This window comes from Vibrio sp. ES.051, assembly GCF_002563795.1.
In the GTDB taxonomy this organism is placed as follows: domain Bacteria; phylum Pseudomonadota; class Gammaproteobacteria; order Enterobacterales; family Vibrionaceae; genus Vibrio.
Genome location: NZ_PDJL01000004.1, coordinates 562762 through 578012 on the forward strand (window position 1 = coordinate 562762; position 15251 = coordinate 578012).

Consider the following 15251-nt stretch of genomic DNA (forward strand, 5'->3'; position numbering starts at 1 on the left):
TTTTGTAGGGCGTTCGCTGTACGGCCACAAGGTCAGAGGGACCATGATACTTTTGAGTGTTGCCGCCTGAAAGGCTTGTCTCGTGTGGCGCATACTAACGGTACAAATGATGGATAACCGTGAGAAAGATCCCACAAAACTCTAAATTTTCCAACTTGTTAAGCATATTAATAGAAGTTTAACGATAGATCACAGTTATTAGGCGAAACGCCCCAGTCGATAATCCGGAGAGATTCAGCATTATGGATCAAATGTCAGGTGCAGAGTTAATGAATACTAGGCCACCGCAATCAACGCCACTAGAACCAATGAGGTTCCCTTTGCATGGGGCGAGACTCATAGAAGCATCGGCAGGCACAGGCAAAACGTTCACCATTGGGGGGCTATATCTGCGCCTTCTGCTTGGGCACGGCCGTATTGAAACCAAGCATCGCGTCCCGCTAACGGTCGACCAAATTCTGGTCGTAACCTTTACCGAAGCCGCCACCGCGGAGCTGCGCGACCGCATTAGGGCAAGAATCCATAATGCGCGAATTGCGTTTGCGCGTGGGCAAAGCTCGGATCCCATTATCCTTCCTTTGCTTGAAGAAGTGGAAGACCACAAACAAGCCGCTGAAATTTTGTTGCAAGCCGAGCGTCAAATGGACGAGGCGGCGGTTTACACCATTCATGGCTTCTGCCAACGGATGCTAACCCAAAATGCTTTTGAATCTGGCAGCCGATTTAATAACGAATTTGTCACAGATGAAAGTCACCTTAAAGCTCAGGTGGTGGCTGACTATTGGCGCAGGAATTTCTATCCATTACCGTTCACTTTAGCTGGCGAGATCCGTCAGTTATGGGGCTCACCCGCAGCGTTGTTATCTGACATCAGCAATTATTTAACGGGAGCGCCTCTAAGTTTGTCAGTGCCGGCGATGCAGGGTAGTTTGGCCGAGCTGCATACCGAAAACCTGAAAAAAATTGATGAATTAAAAATGCAGTGGCGAGAAAGCCAAGATGATTTTTTAGCGCTTATATCGGGCTCTGATATCAACAAACGCAGCTACACTAAAAAGTCTCTGCCGACTTGGTTAGAGGCGGTGAATGCGTGGGCGGCAACGGAAACTACTGGTTACGATTATCCAGACAAGCTGGAGAAATTCGCGCAAAACGTCTTGTTGGAAAAAACACCGAAAGGCAGTGCGCCGCAGCACGCGGTATTTGAAGCCATTGAAACATTTCTTGCTAACCCAACTAGCTTAAAAGCCCCATTACTTGCTCATGCGATTGAACAGTGTCGGGTGATGTTGGCAAGCGCGAAAAACCAGAAACAATGGCTCTCATTTGATGATTTGTTGACCCAGCTTTCAGCCTCTATCGATAGCGACGAAAGTGAGTTACTGGCCGAGCGAATTCGTACGTTGTATCCCGTCGCAATGATTGATGAATTCCAAGATACTGATCCGCTGCAATACAGTATTTTCAGCCGTATTTATCTGAACAATCCAGAATGTGGCTTATTTATGATCGGTGACCCAAAGCAGGCGATTTATGGCTTCCGTGGTGCCGATATTTTCACTTATATCAAAGCGCGTAACCAAGTCAGTGCCCACTACACACTAGGTACTAACTGGCGTTCAAGTGCGGATATGGTACAGGCGGTGAACCAAGTATTCGCCTTGCCAGATAGTCCGTTTATCTATGATTCGGACATTCCGTTCTTACCCGTTAATTACAGTCCTAATGCCGAAAAACGCATTTGGGTCATGGGTGGTCAAAAGCAACCGGCATTGACTTACTGGTTGCAAGAGGCGGACGACAAACCACTCCCTAAAGGCGAGTATTTGACTCGAATGGCTGAGGCAACCGCAAGCCAGATCCAGACTATTTTGACTTATGCAAAAGAAGGGCAAGCGTGTCTGGTGAACGGCGAAAAGCAAAAAAGCGTCCAAGCTGGCGATATTGCGGTACTGGTTCGAACGGGGAGTGAAGGACGAATGATCAAACAAGCGCTGGCGGATCAAGCCATTGCCAGCGTGTACCTGTCCAACCGAGACAGCGTGTTTACTAGCTCGGTGGCTCAAGATTTACAGCGCCTGCTGCAAGCGGTGCTGACTCCAGAAAATGACCGTGCGCTGCGTGCAAGCTTAGCCTCTGAGCTATTTGCCCTGGATGCAGCCAGTTTGGATGCGCTGAATAACGATGAAACCGTTTGGGAAAACGCGGTCAATGAGTTTAAAGAGTATCGCAAACTTTGGGTGCAGCGTGGTGTGCTGCCGATGCTAAGAGCGGTGATCAGCAAGCGCCATATTGCTGAACGACTGTTAGAAGAAGGTGCGAGCTCACAGGGTGAAAATGGTGAGCGAGTACTGACTGATTTAATGCACATGGGGGAGCTGCTGCAGCAAGCCAGTAATGAACTGGACAGCGATCATGGCCTGCTGCGCTGGTTAGCTCAATCTATTAGTGATGCAGAAAGTGGCTTAGGTGGCAGTGATGACCAAATTCAACGCTTGGAGTCCGAACGTAATTTGGTGCAGATCGTAACGATTCACAAATCAAAAGGTTTGGAATATGACTTAGTCTTCTTACCGTTTGCTTTTAGTTATCGACAAGCCAGCGAAGCGAAATATTACGATGCTGTTAATGACCGTACGGTACTGGATATCACGGGCAATGATGCATCAATGAAGCAAGCCGACAAAGAGCGTCTCGCAGAGGATTTGCGTCTGATTTACGTGGCACTAACACGGGCCGTGTATGCCTGCTTTATCGGTGCCTCACCTTTGCGGAATGGCCGATCAACCAAAGAGCCGACCGGAGTACACCACAGCGCGATTGGGTATTTGGTACAAAACGGCCAAGAAGGTGGTATCAACGATTTGCACCAAGGTTTAGCAAAGCAACAAGACGAGCTTGATTGTGTCGTTGTGACAGAACCGCCGCAGCAACTCGAAGAGAAGTACGTAGCGCCACAAGAAGAAATACACGATCTTAGCGCGAAAGAGCTGCAAAATCCTATCGATAGAAACTGGCGTATCACCAGTTATTCTGGGTTGGTGAAGCAGGGCTCTCATCATGTTGAGCACGACGCGACCATTGAAATCACTGGTTTCGATATTGATTCTTCTGAAGAGCAGGACGAAGCGGATTTGATGGAACCAGAGCGTTCTATTTTTAATTTCCCGCGTGGTGCTCGTCCGGGGACGTTTCTGCATAGTTTGTTTGAAGAGGTTGAGTTTACCCAACTTGCGACGACCGAAGAGAATACCCAGATTATCCTCAGATTGATGGAAAGTGAGCAGCTGGATGAAGAGTGGTTACCAATTTTACAGCAGTTGATTGATAGCGTACTTGCCACGCCGTTGGATGGTAAGTCTTTGCTACTCAATCAAAAGATACCATCACAACGACTGGTGGAAATGGAGTTTTTGCTCCCAATCGAAGTGTTGTCTGCCCCCGCGCTAAACCGCGTTATTCAACGGCATGATCCGTTGTCTGCTAAAGCTGGGGATTTAGGCTTTCAAACGGTGCAAGGGATGCTGAAAGGTTTTATTGACTTGGTATTTGAACATCAAGGTAAGTACTATGTTCTGGATTGGAAGTCGAATCATCTTGGCGATGAGGTGGCGCATTACCACGGTGAGGCGCTTAAATCGGCGATGGCGGATCACCGCTACGATTTACAATACCAGATCTACGCCTTAGCACTGCACCGCTTCTTACGTAGCCGACTGGCCAATTATCAATATGAGCAACACTTTGGTGGCGTGTATTACTTGTTCTTACGCGGTATGGATGGGCAAAGCGATCACGGTATTTTTGCCGCTAAACCAACCCTCGCGTTTTTACAAGAAATGGACCGTTTGATTGATGGTCAAACGCTAGAAACGCGCTCGACGCAAGCTGGGCAGATGGAGCTACTGTAGTAATGACAAATCATAATCTTCAATCTGACCAAGACAGTCTGATGACGATATTAGAGCGTTTAGCACACAAAGGAGCGATTCGTCAGCTCGATTATCAATTCGCACGTTTTATTTATGCTCAGTGCAAGCAGCAAGCTGAGGGTCAGGCACTGGCATTTATCGCGGGTGTTGTCAGTAGCGAGCTTGGCAAAGGTCATATCTGTTTGGCTCTGTTTGATGCGCAAGGTCAGCCTACCGACGTTGCCAGTAAGTTGGGGTTGTTCGGTGAATCCGCATTAGCGCTCAACACTCAGCTGCAAAGTGTTGACTGGATTCAACTCTTACAAAACGCCACCTTGGTCGGCGCGCAAGGTGAGGCCTTACCATTAATGTTTGATGGTCAACGTTTATACTTGCATCGCTATTGGCACTATGAAGTGACATTAGCGGAGAAGCTCAATCAATTGGGCGCGGCGGTGAATTTGCAGCCGCAAGAGTTTGCGCGTTTGTCTGAATTGCTTAACCATTTGTTTGCGCGTCAATATCATTTTCTTTTTAACGCAATCGCCAAAGCGAATGAAGTCGGGAACAGCAACCAAGTCTTGCGTCAGCAACTGGTGTGTGACCATCTTGATGTGGTCGCAAGCGATGCGTTGGACTGGTCAGCGATTGACACTGTTTTACGTCAGGCTAACAAGGTTCAGGAACTACAATCACTGGATAAACTTGTGCCACTTTCTGCTTGTGTAAACTGGCAAAAAGTCGCGGCGGCGGTCGCGCTAACCCGTCGGTTTGCTGTGATTTCTGGTGGACCGGGAACGGGAAAAACGACCACGGTAACCAAATTGCTTGCCGCTTTGATTGAACAGGCGACGCAAGAGAAAAATCTCACCATCAAATTGGTGGCCCCGACGGGGAAAGCGGCGGCGCGATTAACCGAGTCGATAGGCAAAGCGGTGCAAGAGCTACCGGTTTCGCCGGATTTAAAAGCAAACATTCCGACCGAATCGAGCACATTACATCGCTTATTGGGCGCGATACCGAATAGTGCTGAGTTTCGTCATAACAAACACAACCCACTGCATTTGGATATCTTAGTGATTGATGAAGCTTCAATGGTCGACTTGCCCATGATATACAAAGTGGTGGATGCCTTGCCTAAACATGCACGTCTGATCCTCCTTGGCGATAAAGATCAGCTTGCCTCGGTTGAAGCCGGAGCCGTTTTAGGGGATATCTGTTCTTTTTATGCTTTGGGTTACGGCAAAGAGCAAGCTTCGGCTGTGGCGAGGCTGACCGGTTTTGACACCTTAGCGCACAGTACGAACAGTACTTCCAGCATCGCAGATAGCTTGTGTATGCTGCAAAAGAGCTACCGATTCGATGCTCGCTCGGGGGTTGGCCAGCTGGCAAAAGCCGTTAACTCTGGATCCGCTGCTCATCTTGATAGTGTCTGGGCGCGTGATTTTTCAGATATTGAGCACTTTGTCCTGAGTAGCCAACACTATAACCAAATGATTCAGACGTTAGTACAGGAGTACGGTCGCTATCTCAAGCGCCTTGGGCTGCACGAACTTGACCCAAACACAGGAGAGCCCGAGTCTTTAAGCCGAAAAGCGAAAGCGGTGTTAGACACATTTAACCAATGCCGATTGCTGTGTGCGATCCGTGAAGGCGATTTTGGTGTGGCGGGGTTAAACCAGCGTATTGAGAAAGCACTCTCAGCGCGCAAGTTGATTCAGGTGCAAGATGAGCTTTGGTATCACGGCAGGCCCGTCATGGTGATGCGCAATGATCATGGTTTGGGGTTGTATAACGGTGATATTGGTATTTGCATGCGTGACGACAGTGAAGAAGAGCCACGCTTAAAAGTCTTTTTCGAGTTACCAGACGGTAGTGTGAAATCGATATTGCCAAGCCGAGTGCCAGAGCATGAAACGGCTTATACGATGACGATTCATAAATCACAAGGCAGTGAGTTTGACTACACTTTGATGATTCTGCCACCAGACTTTAGCCCGATATTAACTCGTGAACTAATATACACGGGGATCACCCGAGCGAAGAAACGCTTAGCCCTCTACGCTGAATTGAATGTGTTGAAGCGAGGGATTAAGGTCCAAACAACGCGTGCTAGTGGTCTGGTGCAGCGACTCGCGAACTAAAAACGAAAAGACCGAGCGATAGGCTCGGTCTTTTTTTGTGCCAATGATAGTCACAAGTCAATGATCAGGATAAACGGAGGGAAAGTACGGAATAACTAGGCGTTTTTTTCGATAAGTGGTTATTCTAAAATCAAAAATTGTAACACCGTTATCGAGTATTTTAACCCGCTAGAACGACCTGTTGGTGACTACGGCTGGTATTTTCGTGCTTGGAAAACGCGTTGGTAAACGACACGCTGCGAATTTTATACTGCTGTTGGTAAGCGAGGATAAAGTCACGAATTGCATCATTCACCGGAAATACGCAGTGAACGTCTAGCCCTTCTAAAAACTGATTGTCAGCCATATCCCAGAAGCTTTGAAGCGAATTACAAATGACGGTTTTCATAACAGTGCTGGTCTCGGCTTATTAAAAGTCAGATTAACAACTGTCCTTGGTGTGCAATACCGGGCTAACTAGTTTTTTAATTGTCCGGCATTTTAGGGTGAAGGGGGTATATACCATCACCTAGATCCATTTGGATTGGTTGAAAACCAATCACTAGCGCGCGGAGTATAGCCAACCATGTGAGTATTGAAAAGCCTAGTTTTAAACCAAATTTAATGTAATGCTTTGCATATTTTATGTGACTGTATTTTAGGTGAACAATTACAGTGGATTATATTATAACCGCACAATACAGCTTGTCAGAGCGCGCAAGCATGTCTAATCGCGTTCTATAAATCGAGTGCTAAGATTTTCGATTTGCGTTGGAAATTGTATAAGCCCTGTTTAGCGCCGGGCAAATAATCCACACTGACTTCGTAAAAACCTTGTTCTCGAAACCAATGTAAGCTGTGAGTCGTGAGGACAAAAACGTGGTCAATCCCTTCGGATTTAGAGCGGTGCTTCATGTAGTTCAGCAATAGCAAGCCGCGGTTACCGTCTCGGTAGTCAGGGTGGATAGCCACGCACGCCATTTCTGCCTTACGTTCTTCGAGGTATGGGTATAGCGCTGCGCACCCGATAATCAAACCGTCTTTCTCGATGATGGTGAACTTTCCAATCTCTTGCTCCAATTGTTCTCTGGAGCGTCTGACGAGTACGCCTTGCTCTTCGAGCGGACGAATAAGATCTAAGATACCACCGATATCGTCGATATTCGCTTGGCGAACTTGCTCCGCACTGGCCATCACCACTTGGGTGCCAATTCCATCGAAAGAGAACAGCTCCTGAATTAATGCACCATCGACTTTATAGCTGATCAAATGGCCGCGAGGGACGCCTGCACGACAAGCCGCGATGGATCCCTTAAGAAAGCGCAAAGTACTGGTATTGTAATCTGAGTTAGGCGAGGTGTTTTCTGAGAGGGTTTTGATGACATGTTCAGCTTCCGTCGGAAGTAATTCTGCGACCGCATTGCCATTGTTATCGATCACACCTTGTTCAGAGCAGAAACCAATCAACTTATCTGCACCGAGTTTTATCGCAAGTTGTGTCGCAACCTCTTCCGACAAGAGATTAAAGCATTCACCAGTGACCGAGCTTGCGATTGGACCTAAAAGAGTAATAGAGCCTTGATCCAGTGTTCGGTTTATAGCGTCGGTATCAATTCGGCGAATGCGTCCGCTGTGGCAATAATCGATCCCCTCATCAATCCCTAGTGGTTGAGCAATAATATAGTTTCCGCTGACGACGTTTAGTTGGGTCCCCGCCATTGGAGTATTGTTGAGACTCATAGAAAGGCGAGCTGTGATCGTCAGTTGTAGTTGTCCAGCGGCCTGCATAACAACGGATAAAGCGGACTCATCGGTGATACGAATGTTTTTGTGGTATGGCGTCGTCAAATCTTGTTGTTCTAGTAATTGATTAATTTGAGGGCGCGCGCCATATACCACAACGACTTTAATGCCAAGGCTGTGCATTAGAGCGATATCATTAATGATGTTGCCAAAGTTTTTGTGTGCAACCGCTTCTCCCCCGAGCATGATCACCATGATTTTGCCACGGTGTGCATTAACATAGGGTGTTGATTGACGGAATCCTTTTACGAGAGCGGTACTACGAATTTTCACTACTGCCATTCCCTTGTTTAGTTATGTTAAAATAATGCCTTTTTATTCAGTTTGTGGCAAGGTGAAATTTTGGAACAAAGCACAAACATATGGAGTAGGGTTCTTGGTCCTGTTATAGCGGAAAGTTACAATGCCGGAGTCTTTTCTAAACTCGTGAACTTCATGCCTTCAGCTGTCAATAAGAATGCTGCGATCACTGCTTCAAATCTGTCAAAACCACCGAAGAAATCAATGTTTCGTCAATGCCTAGAAGGTTCTCTGATCCTTTTAGCCGTCGTTGGAACCGTTATTGTGTGTATGCTATATGGTGATTTAATCACGCGATATATTAACCCCCCGATTCAAAAATCGACGATTTACGGTCGTTGGGTCGAACAAGATGTGGCCCCCTATGCGCGTGAAGAGTTTGTGCTGAGTGAGCGTGGTGTTACTGTCAATGGTTCAACGCTTGCCACCAGCTTTGATTTTGATGGTGATACTTTTTCATATAAAGTTGGCTCGAACGAGCGCCACTTTGATTTTGTCAGTAAACAACCAGCCGAAATGAAGTTGGATGCCAATGCGCATTATCTTCCGGTATTTCGCTTAGAAGAACACGCTGATTTGGTGGTGCGCTAGCGGTTTTCACGTGAAGGTGTAAAGACTCTCCTTTTGAAAGTAGCAACATCATTTTCAGACATTGTCTGGACAATTCTGTCATTCCTCTACTGATATCATGTGCGCATCTCTAAATGGATGAAGTGACAACAGGTAAATGGAGAGGCTTAGTGTTGAAACATTTTGTCGTCGCTTTTCAATTGCGTCATTGGCTTTTGTTTGTCATCCTTTTGCTACCTTCTATTACGGAAAAGTCACGTGTTAAAAAAACTCCTTCCAATCGTTACTTTGAGCCTACTTTTTGGTTGTGCTCAGCAAAATGATCGCGCTCAGCAATACCTTGATGATGAGTTCTCTCAGGTCTTGAACAAAGTGGAGGTCGTTGAGTCCAACAAACCACGCGATTTTACTGAATTTAATAAGCAAGCCGAGCAGGTGGTGATTAACTCACCGTCGATGGCGCTGATGTATCTACCGCTATACCAACGATTGAGTGAATGGGCGCAACAAAGCGGCGAAACCAACGCCTTGAGTGCGTATGGTATTCAAGCGGCGCAGTTAGGCGGCGGCGATAAAAAAGGAAATGTCTTATTTACGGGTTACTATTCTCCGGTAATGGAATTGCGTCATCAACCCAATGACGTATTTAAATACCCCGTTTACGGCAAGCCAAATTGTACATCTGATTGTCCAACACGTGCTGAGATCTATAATGGCGAGCTAGAAGGAAAAGGGCTGGTATTAGGTTATGCGCCGAATCGTATCGATCCATTTATGATGGAAGTGCAGGGCAGTGGCTACGTGCACTTTGAGGATGACGACACGTTGGAATACTTTGCGTACGCGGGAAAGAACAATAAAGCTTACGTCAGTATTGGCCGAATTTTGATTGAACGTGGTGAAGTGCCGCGTGAAAAAATGTCACTCAAGGCTATCAAAGAGTGGGTGTTGGCAAATGATGAAGCAACGGTCCGTGAGTTGTTAGAGCAAAATCCATCGTATGTGTTCTTTGCGCCGAAAGCAGAAGCGCCAGTCACGGGGTCGGCGGGGATTCCCTTGCTGCCGATGGCATCGGTGGCGGGTGACCGTTCAATCTTTCCTATGGGGACGCCGATTCTAGCAGAAGTGCCCTTATTGAATGCTGATGGAACTTGGAGCGGCGCGCATCAACTTCGAATTTTAATCGTTCTCGATACCGGCGGTGCGGTAAAACAGAATCATTTGGATCTTTATCATGGTATTGGTGCGAGAGCAGGAACAGAAGCGGGGCACTACAAGCATTTTGGTCGAGTGTGGAAGTTAGGGTTAGAAAATACGCCCACTCAAGCGCCTTGGGCTTTATCGCCAGAAAAGTTATAATAGCCGTTTGATGTAAAGAGGGCTCCCTCTTGCTCATCTAGACATTTCTCAAAAGAGTGCGTATAAAACGCACTCTTTGTTTTTCTATCGCTCATCTGGACTTCAATATGCGTGAACTCGATACTCCGGCCTCTGACAGCTACAATCAACGTTTTGGCGGCACACGCCGTCTTTATGGTAACAGTGAAGTAGAGATCCTTCGCGCAGCCCACATTTGTGTGATTGGTATTGGTGGCGTGGGTTCATGGGCAGTTGAAGCACTAGCACGTACTGGTATTGGTGAGCTAACGCTGATCGACATGGACGACGTGTGTGTAACCAATATCAACCGTCAAATTCATGCTATGTCTGGCACCGTGGGTCAAAGCAAGATTGAAGTGATGGCCGAACGCGTGAAGCTGATCAATCCAGAATGTAAAGTCAATCTGATAGACGATTTCATCACGCCAGATAACCAACATGAGTACTTAAGTAAAGCGTTCGACTACGTGTTGGATGCGATCGACAGTGTGAAAGCAAAAGCTTCTTTACTGGCTTACTGCCGTAGCAATAAGATCAAAGTGATCACAACGGGTGGCGCTGGTGGTCAAACTGATCCGACGCAGATTATGGTGGCTGATTTGACGAAGACGATTCAAGACCCACTGGCGAAGAAGATCAAAGATACCTTGCGACGCCATCATAATTTCCCTAAAAATCCTGCACGTAAGTTCGGTATTGATTGTGTGTTCTCAACGGAGCAACTGAAGTATCCGCAAGCGGATGGCTCGGTATGTGGGATCAAATCGACCGCGGAAGGCCCAAAGCGAATGGATTGTGCCAGTGGTTTTGGTGCGGCAACGGTCGTGACTGCCACGTTCGGTTTTGTGGCGGTATCGCGCATCGTTGAAAAGCTGATTCAAAAGTACAAAATATAACTAGCCCCAAAGTATCAGAGAGAAGAGTACATCATGACTGATTTTCCAGTGTCTCCATTTGGCCGTGACATCACGAGCGATGATATTGTCACCACTATGCAGCAGTTTAAAGGTTGGGAAGATCGCTACCGTCAGGTCATTCAATGGGGTAAAAAACTGCCCAAAATGCCGGAAGGACTTAAATCAGAGCAAGTGACGGTGTCCGGTTGCGAAAGCATGGTATGGTTGGTAAGCCAAGAGCAAGATGGTGTTTGGTCTTTCTGTGCTGACTCTGATGCACGTATTGTCCGTGGCTTGATTGCGTTAGTGATGGCGGCTTACGACGATAAAAGTGCTGAGCAAATTCAAGCTTTTGATATTGATGCTTACTTCGAACAACTGGGATTAATTGCTCATTTGAGTCCATCTCGTGGCAATGGTTTAAAAGCGATTGTTGAGCAAATCAAAGCGCAAGCCCAATAACGGCTTAACATACAGACAAGAAGAGATAAAAGGGTTGAAACCAAATGGCTTCAACCCTTTTTTACATCGATAGACAGTGAGTTTACAGCATATCGACGGCTTTCTCGACGGCAGTAATAAGCTTATCAACATCTTCTAACGTGTTGTAAATACCAAATGAAACACGGACCGTCCCTTTGACATTCAGTGCGTCCATTAGCGGGTGAGCACAATGATGCCCTGCGCGAACGGCGATGCCTTGTTGATCCAGAAGTGTGGCTATATCTTGATGGTGAACGCCGTCCATGACGAAAGTCAGTCCTGATGCATTTGGCTGATACCCTAGAATATGGATATCCTCCATTCGATTTAGCGCTTGGTAGGTTTTATCTTGAAGTGCATGAAGGTGGCTTTCCACTTGTTGATGGTTAAACTCTTGATACCATTCAATGGCTTTTGCTAGTGCGATGGCACCTGCGACGTTTGGTGTACCAGCTTCGAACTTTCCTGGCAGCGCAGAAAAGGTTGTTTTTTCAAACGACACTTTTTCCACCATTTTACCGCCGCCGTGCCAAGGTGGCATCGCTTCTAGCAATTCAAGCTTGCCATACAGCACGCCAATGCCTGTCGGAGCATAAAGTTTGTGACCAGAGAACACGTAAAAGTCGATGTCGAGATCGGCAAGGTTCAGTGGTTCATGAACAACACCTTGCGCGCCGTCGACAACCACGACTGCGCCTACATCGTGTGCTAAAGACGTAATTTTCTCTATCGGTTGACGAGAACCGGTCACGTTGGTGATTTGCGCGCAAGCGACGATCTTACACCGTTCAGAAAGCAGGGTAGTAAAGGCTTGCATATCAAACTGACAGTCTGGAGTCATAGGCACCTTAATGATTTTAGCGCCCGTTTGCTCTGCCACAATTTGCCATGGAACGATATTCGCGTGATGTTCCATTTCGCTGATCAAGATTTCATCACCCGATTTTAACGTACAACGAGCATAGGTTTGAGCGATCAGGTTAAGGGCTTCTGTCGCCCCTCGCGTCCAGATAACTTCTTTACTGCTTGCCGCACCGATAAAATCGGCAACCACTTCTCGCGCCGCCTCAAACTGGCTGGTGGCATTGGCCGTTAAGCGATGGCTACCACGATGAACATTGGCATTTTGAGCACTGTAATAGTGACTAATGACATCAATAACACATTGCGGCTTTTGCGTTGTCGCCGCACTATCAAGATACACCAGCGATGAATCATTAATAGCTTGATTAAAAACGGGAAACTGCTTGCGTACAGCGTTTACGTCAAACATTATTCTTCACCAAGCTTGTGATAGTGCAGAGTCGGAAGCGGGATCATAGGCTCAGCCACCGACCATGCATGCTGTTTACCTGAAAGTTGAATGATCACTTCCATCGCAAACTCTAATGCGGTTCCAGGTCCCTGACTGGTGATCAGGTTATGGTTGATATCAAAAGTCACGCGTTTACTACGCCATTTCTCTTCTGGGATATGAGACTGAAAGCTAGGGTGACAGGTCATTAGGGCTTGCGGAAAAAGATCATGATGTTGCAACACCAATGCAGGGGCGGCACAGATAGCCGCAACCAGTTTGCCCTCGTAAATATGTTGTTTAAGGATTTCTATCATTACTGTGCTATCGCGAAAAACCTCTGCTCCGCCTACGCCGCCTGGCAGAGTAATAACGTCGAACTCACTATCGGCGATATCTACCAGCTTACAATCCGCGGTTAACGTTACGCCGCGAGAGGCTTTCATCGTCAATGCACCATCAAAAGCAGCACTCGCTACCGTGACGTCGTATCCTGCACGAACCATCATATCGATAATGGTCACGGCTTCCATTTCTTCGGTTCCTGGCGCGATAGGTACTAAGATTTTTTGATTCATTGTTGTGTCCAGCTTTGCTCTATCTGTTTGATTTTTTGGTAAAGTTTCATATTTTCAGGCACTTCGATGTGATGTTTTTTTGCAGCTTGGAGTAAGTAACCCGTAATAAAGTCGATTTCCGTTCGGCGTTGGTGAAATACATCTTGTTTCATTGAAGAGTAGTTCTCGGCCGTCGCCTTTACCACTTGCATAATCATATCGAAAAGAGAGCAAAACTCGATGGCAATGCCTTCTTTGTTCATCACCTTAACCAATTCTTTAGTGATATTTTCAAGAGAAACTTTAAACGCTGAAGCCGCAAGAGCGCCATTGTTACACTGATGAATGGCGGTAAGTGGGTTGATAGCACAATTGATGGCGAGTTTTGTCCATAACGCAGTATGAATGTTGGGACTCCAAGAGACTTCTGGCAATGCGTGATCCATGACGTCTTGCAGAAAAACACACTGCGTACCTTTGGCATTGAAGCCACCTATTTGTGTGTGTCCGAGGCCAGTATGTCGCACTTGTTCGCGACTTGGCTTGTATGCGCCGTGTGTGGTAGTGGCTATCACAATCGGGTTCTCTGGAAACAGGCTATTCACCGTGGCAGTCGTACCCATGCCGTTGTGCATCAGCATGATAACCGTGTCTGGGTTGATATGTGACATGAGAGGTCGAATAGCCTCCTCCACTTGCCAAGCTTTGACGGTGACCAAGATGAGATCTGCATGGTTTACCGCAGAGATAGCTTGATTACAAAAGGTCGTTGCAGGCGAGTCATCCAGTTGAAGCGTTTGTTGGCTCTCTGAACGTCTTCCCCACAAGGAAACATTGTGCCCAGCACGTTGGAGTTTTGTCGCCCAGAGTGAGCCGATTGCTCCGGGGCCGAGAATAAGAATGTTCACCAAACGCTCTCATTAAAAAGGTTTGCTGCAAGGATAATGAGGGAAAAAAGGAAAGCAAATAAAAATGGCGCCAAAAGGCGCCATTTTTGAGGGAACTTATCGGTTCTATTAGAACTTGTAAGTGACAGCAACGTAGTGACCAGGGCCTGATGACTTAGATTTTGTCGAAGGATCCCATGGAAGGCCAGTGCCGTCTTCGAAACCGTATACGTCATGGTATAGTTTTAGGCCATAACCGATTGCAAAACGGTCAGAATGCCAGTAAATACCGTTAAACATTGCGCCGCCGTTACTAACTTGAGAGTACTCGTCTTTCATACCAAATTGATAATCGATGTAACCTTGATAAGAGATGAATGAACCGTTCTCAAAGAAGTAGAAAGGTTTGAACCAGTTAGTCGAGATTTGGAAGCCGTTCCAGTCTTTAACACCTGAGTCGTATGTTCCGTATAGGTTTAGGCCCATTTTACCGAACCAAGGTACCATTACGTCAGAGCCTAGACCCACTTTTTGCGTGTTAACACCACCGTTATTACCGTCCCATTCGAAAAGGGTTGATAGATATAGTTCTTGAACAGGCCCGAAAGATAGGTCTTTACCAGTTACCGCATCTAGAGAAACACGAGGCGCGAACTTCATAAAGATTTTGCCATCTTTATCAGCTTTATCACTGTTGCTGTCGGAAGTTAGATTGAATACGTCAACGTAACCGTAGAGATCGAAGATGCCAGAGCGACCGCCGAATTCCATTTCTAGATAATCGTGAGTCGACTCGTACGGGCCTTTTTCATTTATTGCACCCATTAGGTTGAATTGCATCCACTTGTAATCGTTTTTGTGGATATCGCCGTCAGAGTAATCTGCCGCCATAACTGGCGCTGAAGTAGCCGCTAAAAGGCCAAGAGCTAATAGTGATTTACGCATAAGGGGACTCTCTATGTTTGTTATGATTCAGAACACGCAATCTGTGCTGCGCTTTCCAATTGGCTGGAATAATAGCGATAAAAATCGCAAATGAAAGTGATA

At 46.7% G+C, this 15251-nt stretch carries 12 protein-coding genes; 6 read left to right on the forward strand and 6 right to left on the reverse strand.

All coding sequences use genetic code 11. The features are described 5' to 3' along the window. Nucleotides 1-242: 242 nt before the first annotated feature. Both recB and recD read left to right on the forward strand, forming a co-directional pair. Entirely contained in the window at nt 243-3911 is a 3669-nt protein-coding gene (recB, locus tag ATG66_RS08975) for an exodeoxyribonuclease V subunit beta (protein ID WP_098414972.1), read from the forward strand. Nucleotides 3912-3913: 2 nt separating this feature from the next. Beyond that, nucleotides 3914-6055, forward strand: coding sequence for an exodeoxyribonuclease V subunit alpha (gene recD / locus ATG66_RS08980; RefSeq protein WP_098414973.1), 2142 nt, complete (start codon nt 3914-3916; stop codon nt 6053-6055). Between the two features lie 160 nt (nt 6056-6215). Here recD and ATG66_RS08985 read toward each other — a convergent pair whose 3' ends face one another. Both ATG66_RS08985 and argA read right to left on the reverse strand, forming a co-directional pair. After that, nucleotides 6216-6443, reverse strand: a complete 228-nt coding sequence (locus tag ATG66_RS08985; RefSeq protein ID WP_098414974.1) for a hypothetical protein — start codon at nt 6441-6443, stop codon at nt 6216-6218. 329 nt (nt 6444-6772) lie between these two features. Continuing rightward, nucleotides 6773-8110, reverse strand: coding sequence for an amino-acid N-acetyltransferase (argA, locus tag ATG66_RS08990; protein ID WP_098415881.1), 1338 nt, complete (start codon nt 8108-8110; stop codon nt 6773-6775). 162 nt (nt 8111-8272) lie between these two features. Here argA and ATG66_RS08995 point away from each other — a divergent pair, with 162 nt between their 5' ends. The 4 genes from ATG66_RS08995 (at nt 8273) to csdE (ending at nt 11445) form a co-directional block, all read left to right on the forward strand. Then, complete coding sequence (locus tag ATG66_RS08995) at nt 8273-8728, forward strand: DUF2850 domain-containing protein (RefSeq protein WP_098414975.1); 456 nt, start codon at nt 8273-8275, stop codon at nt 8726-8728. Between the two features lie 237 nt (nt 8729-8965). Beyond that, nucleotides 8966-10066 (forward strand): murein transglycosylase A, encoded by a 1101-nt coding sequence (gene mltA / locus ATG66_RS09000; RefSeq protein ID WP_098414976.1) that lies wholly within the window; start codon nt 8966-8968, stop codon nt 10064-10066. A gap of 107 nt (nt 10067-10173) precedes the next feature. Continuing rightward, complete coding sequence (gene tcdA / locus ATG66_RS09005; RefSeq protein WP_098414977.1) at nt 10174-10983, forward strand: tRNA cyclic N6-threonylcarbamoyladenosine(37) synthase TcdA; 810 nt, start codon at nt 10174-10176, stop codon at nt 10981-10983. 33 nt (nt 10984-11016) lie between these two features. Continuing rightward, nucleotides 11017-11445, forward strand: a complete 429-nt coding sequence (gene csdE / locus ATG66_RS09010) for a cysteine desulfurase sulfur acceptor subunit CsdE (RefSeq protein ID WP_098414978.1) — start codon at nt 11017-11019, stop codon at nt 11443-11445. An 82-nt stretch (nt 11446-11527) separates the two neighbouring features. Here csdE and csdA read toward each other — a convergent pair whose 3' ends face one another. The 4 genes from csdA to ATG66_RS09030 all read right to left on the reverse strand — a co-directional run bounded on the left by csdA (nt 11528) and on the right by ATG66_RS09030 (nt 15149). Further along, nucleotides 11528-12739, reverse strand: a complete 1212-nt coding sequence (gene csdA / locus ATG66_RS09015; RefSeq protein WP_098414979.1) for a cysteine desulfurase CsdA — start codon at nt 12737-12739, stop codon at nt 11528-11530. Then, nucleotides 12739-13338 carry a DJ-1 family glyoxalase III gene (locus tag ATG66_RS09020; RefSeq protein ID WP_098414980.1) on the reverse strand — a complete coding sequence of 200 codons (600 nt, stop codon included), beginning with the start codon at nt 13336-13338 and terminating at the stop codon, nt 12739-12741. Before ATG66_RS09020 ends, csdA begins: the two co-directional genes overlap by 1 nt. Beyond that, nucleotides 13335-14225: a 2-dehydropantoate 2-reductase gene (panE, locus tag ATG66_RS09025; RefSeq protein ID WP_098414981.1), complete on the reverse strand. Its 891-nt coding sequence runs from the start codon at nt 14223-14225 to the stop codon at nt 13335-13337. Before panE ends, ATG66_RS09020 begins: the two co-directional genes overlap by 4 nt. A 108-nt stretch (nt 14226-14333) precedes the next feature. Continuing rightward, a complete protein-coding gene (locus ATG66_RS09030; RefSeq protein WP_098414982.1) occupies nt 14334-15149 on the reverse strand; it encodes a nucleoside-specific channel-forming Tsx family protein in 816 nt (271 codons plus the stop codon). Between the last annotated feature and the right edge of the window lie 102 nt (nt 15150-15251).

What these genes read in the sequence shown, in the direction of transcription:
- recB (WP_098414972.1), top strand. Translation starts at nt 243, where the DNA reads ATGGATCAAATGTCAGGTGCAGAGTTAATGAATACTAGGCCACCGCAA.
- recD (WP_098414973.1), top strand. Translation starts at nt 3,914, where the DNA reads ATGACAAATCATAATCTTCAATCTGACCAAGACAGTCTGATGACGATA.
- ATG66_RS08985 (WP_098414974.1), bottom strand. Translation starts at nt 6,443, where the DNA reads ATGAAAACCGTCATTTGTAATTCGCTTCAAAGCTTCTGGGATATGGCT.
- ATG66_RS08995 (WP_098414975.1), top strand. Translation starts at nt 8,273, where the DNA reads ATGCCTTCAGCTGTCAATAAGAATGCTGCGATCACTGCTTCAAATCTG.
- tcdA (WP_098414977.1), top strand. Translation starts at nt 10,174, where the DNA reads ATGCGTGAACTCGATACTCCGGCCTCTGACAGCTACAATCAACGTTTT.
- csdE (WP_098414978.1), top strand. Translation starts at nt 11,017, where the DNA reads ATGACTGATTTTCCAGTGTCTCCATTTGGCCGTGACATCACGAGCGAT.
- csdA (WP_098414979.1), bottom strand. Translation starts at nt 12,739, where the DNA reads ATGTTTGACGTAAACGCTGTACGCAAGCAGTTTCCCGTTTTTAATCAA.
- ATG66_RS09020 (WP_098414980.1), bottom strand. Translation starts at nt 13,338, where the DNA reads ATGAATCAAAAAATCTTAGTACCTATCGCGCCAGGAACCGAAGAAATG.
- ATG66_RS09030 (WP_098414982.1), bottom strand. Translation starts at nt 15,149, where the DNA reads ATGCGTAAATCACTATTAGCTCTTGGCCTTTTAGCGGCTACTTCAGCG.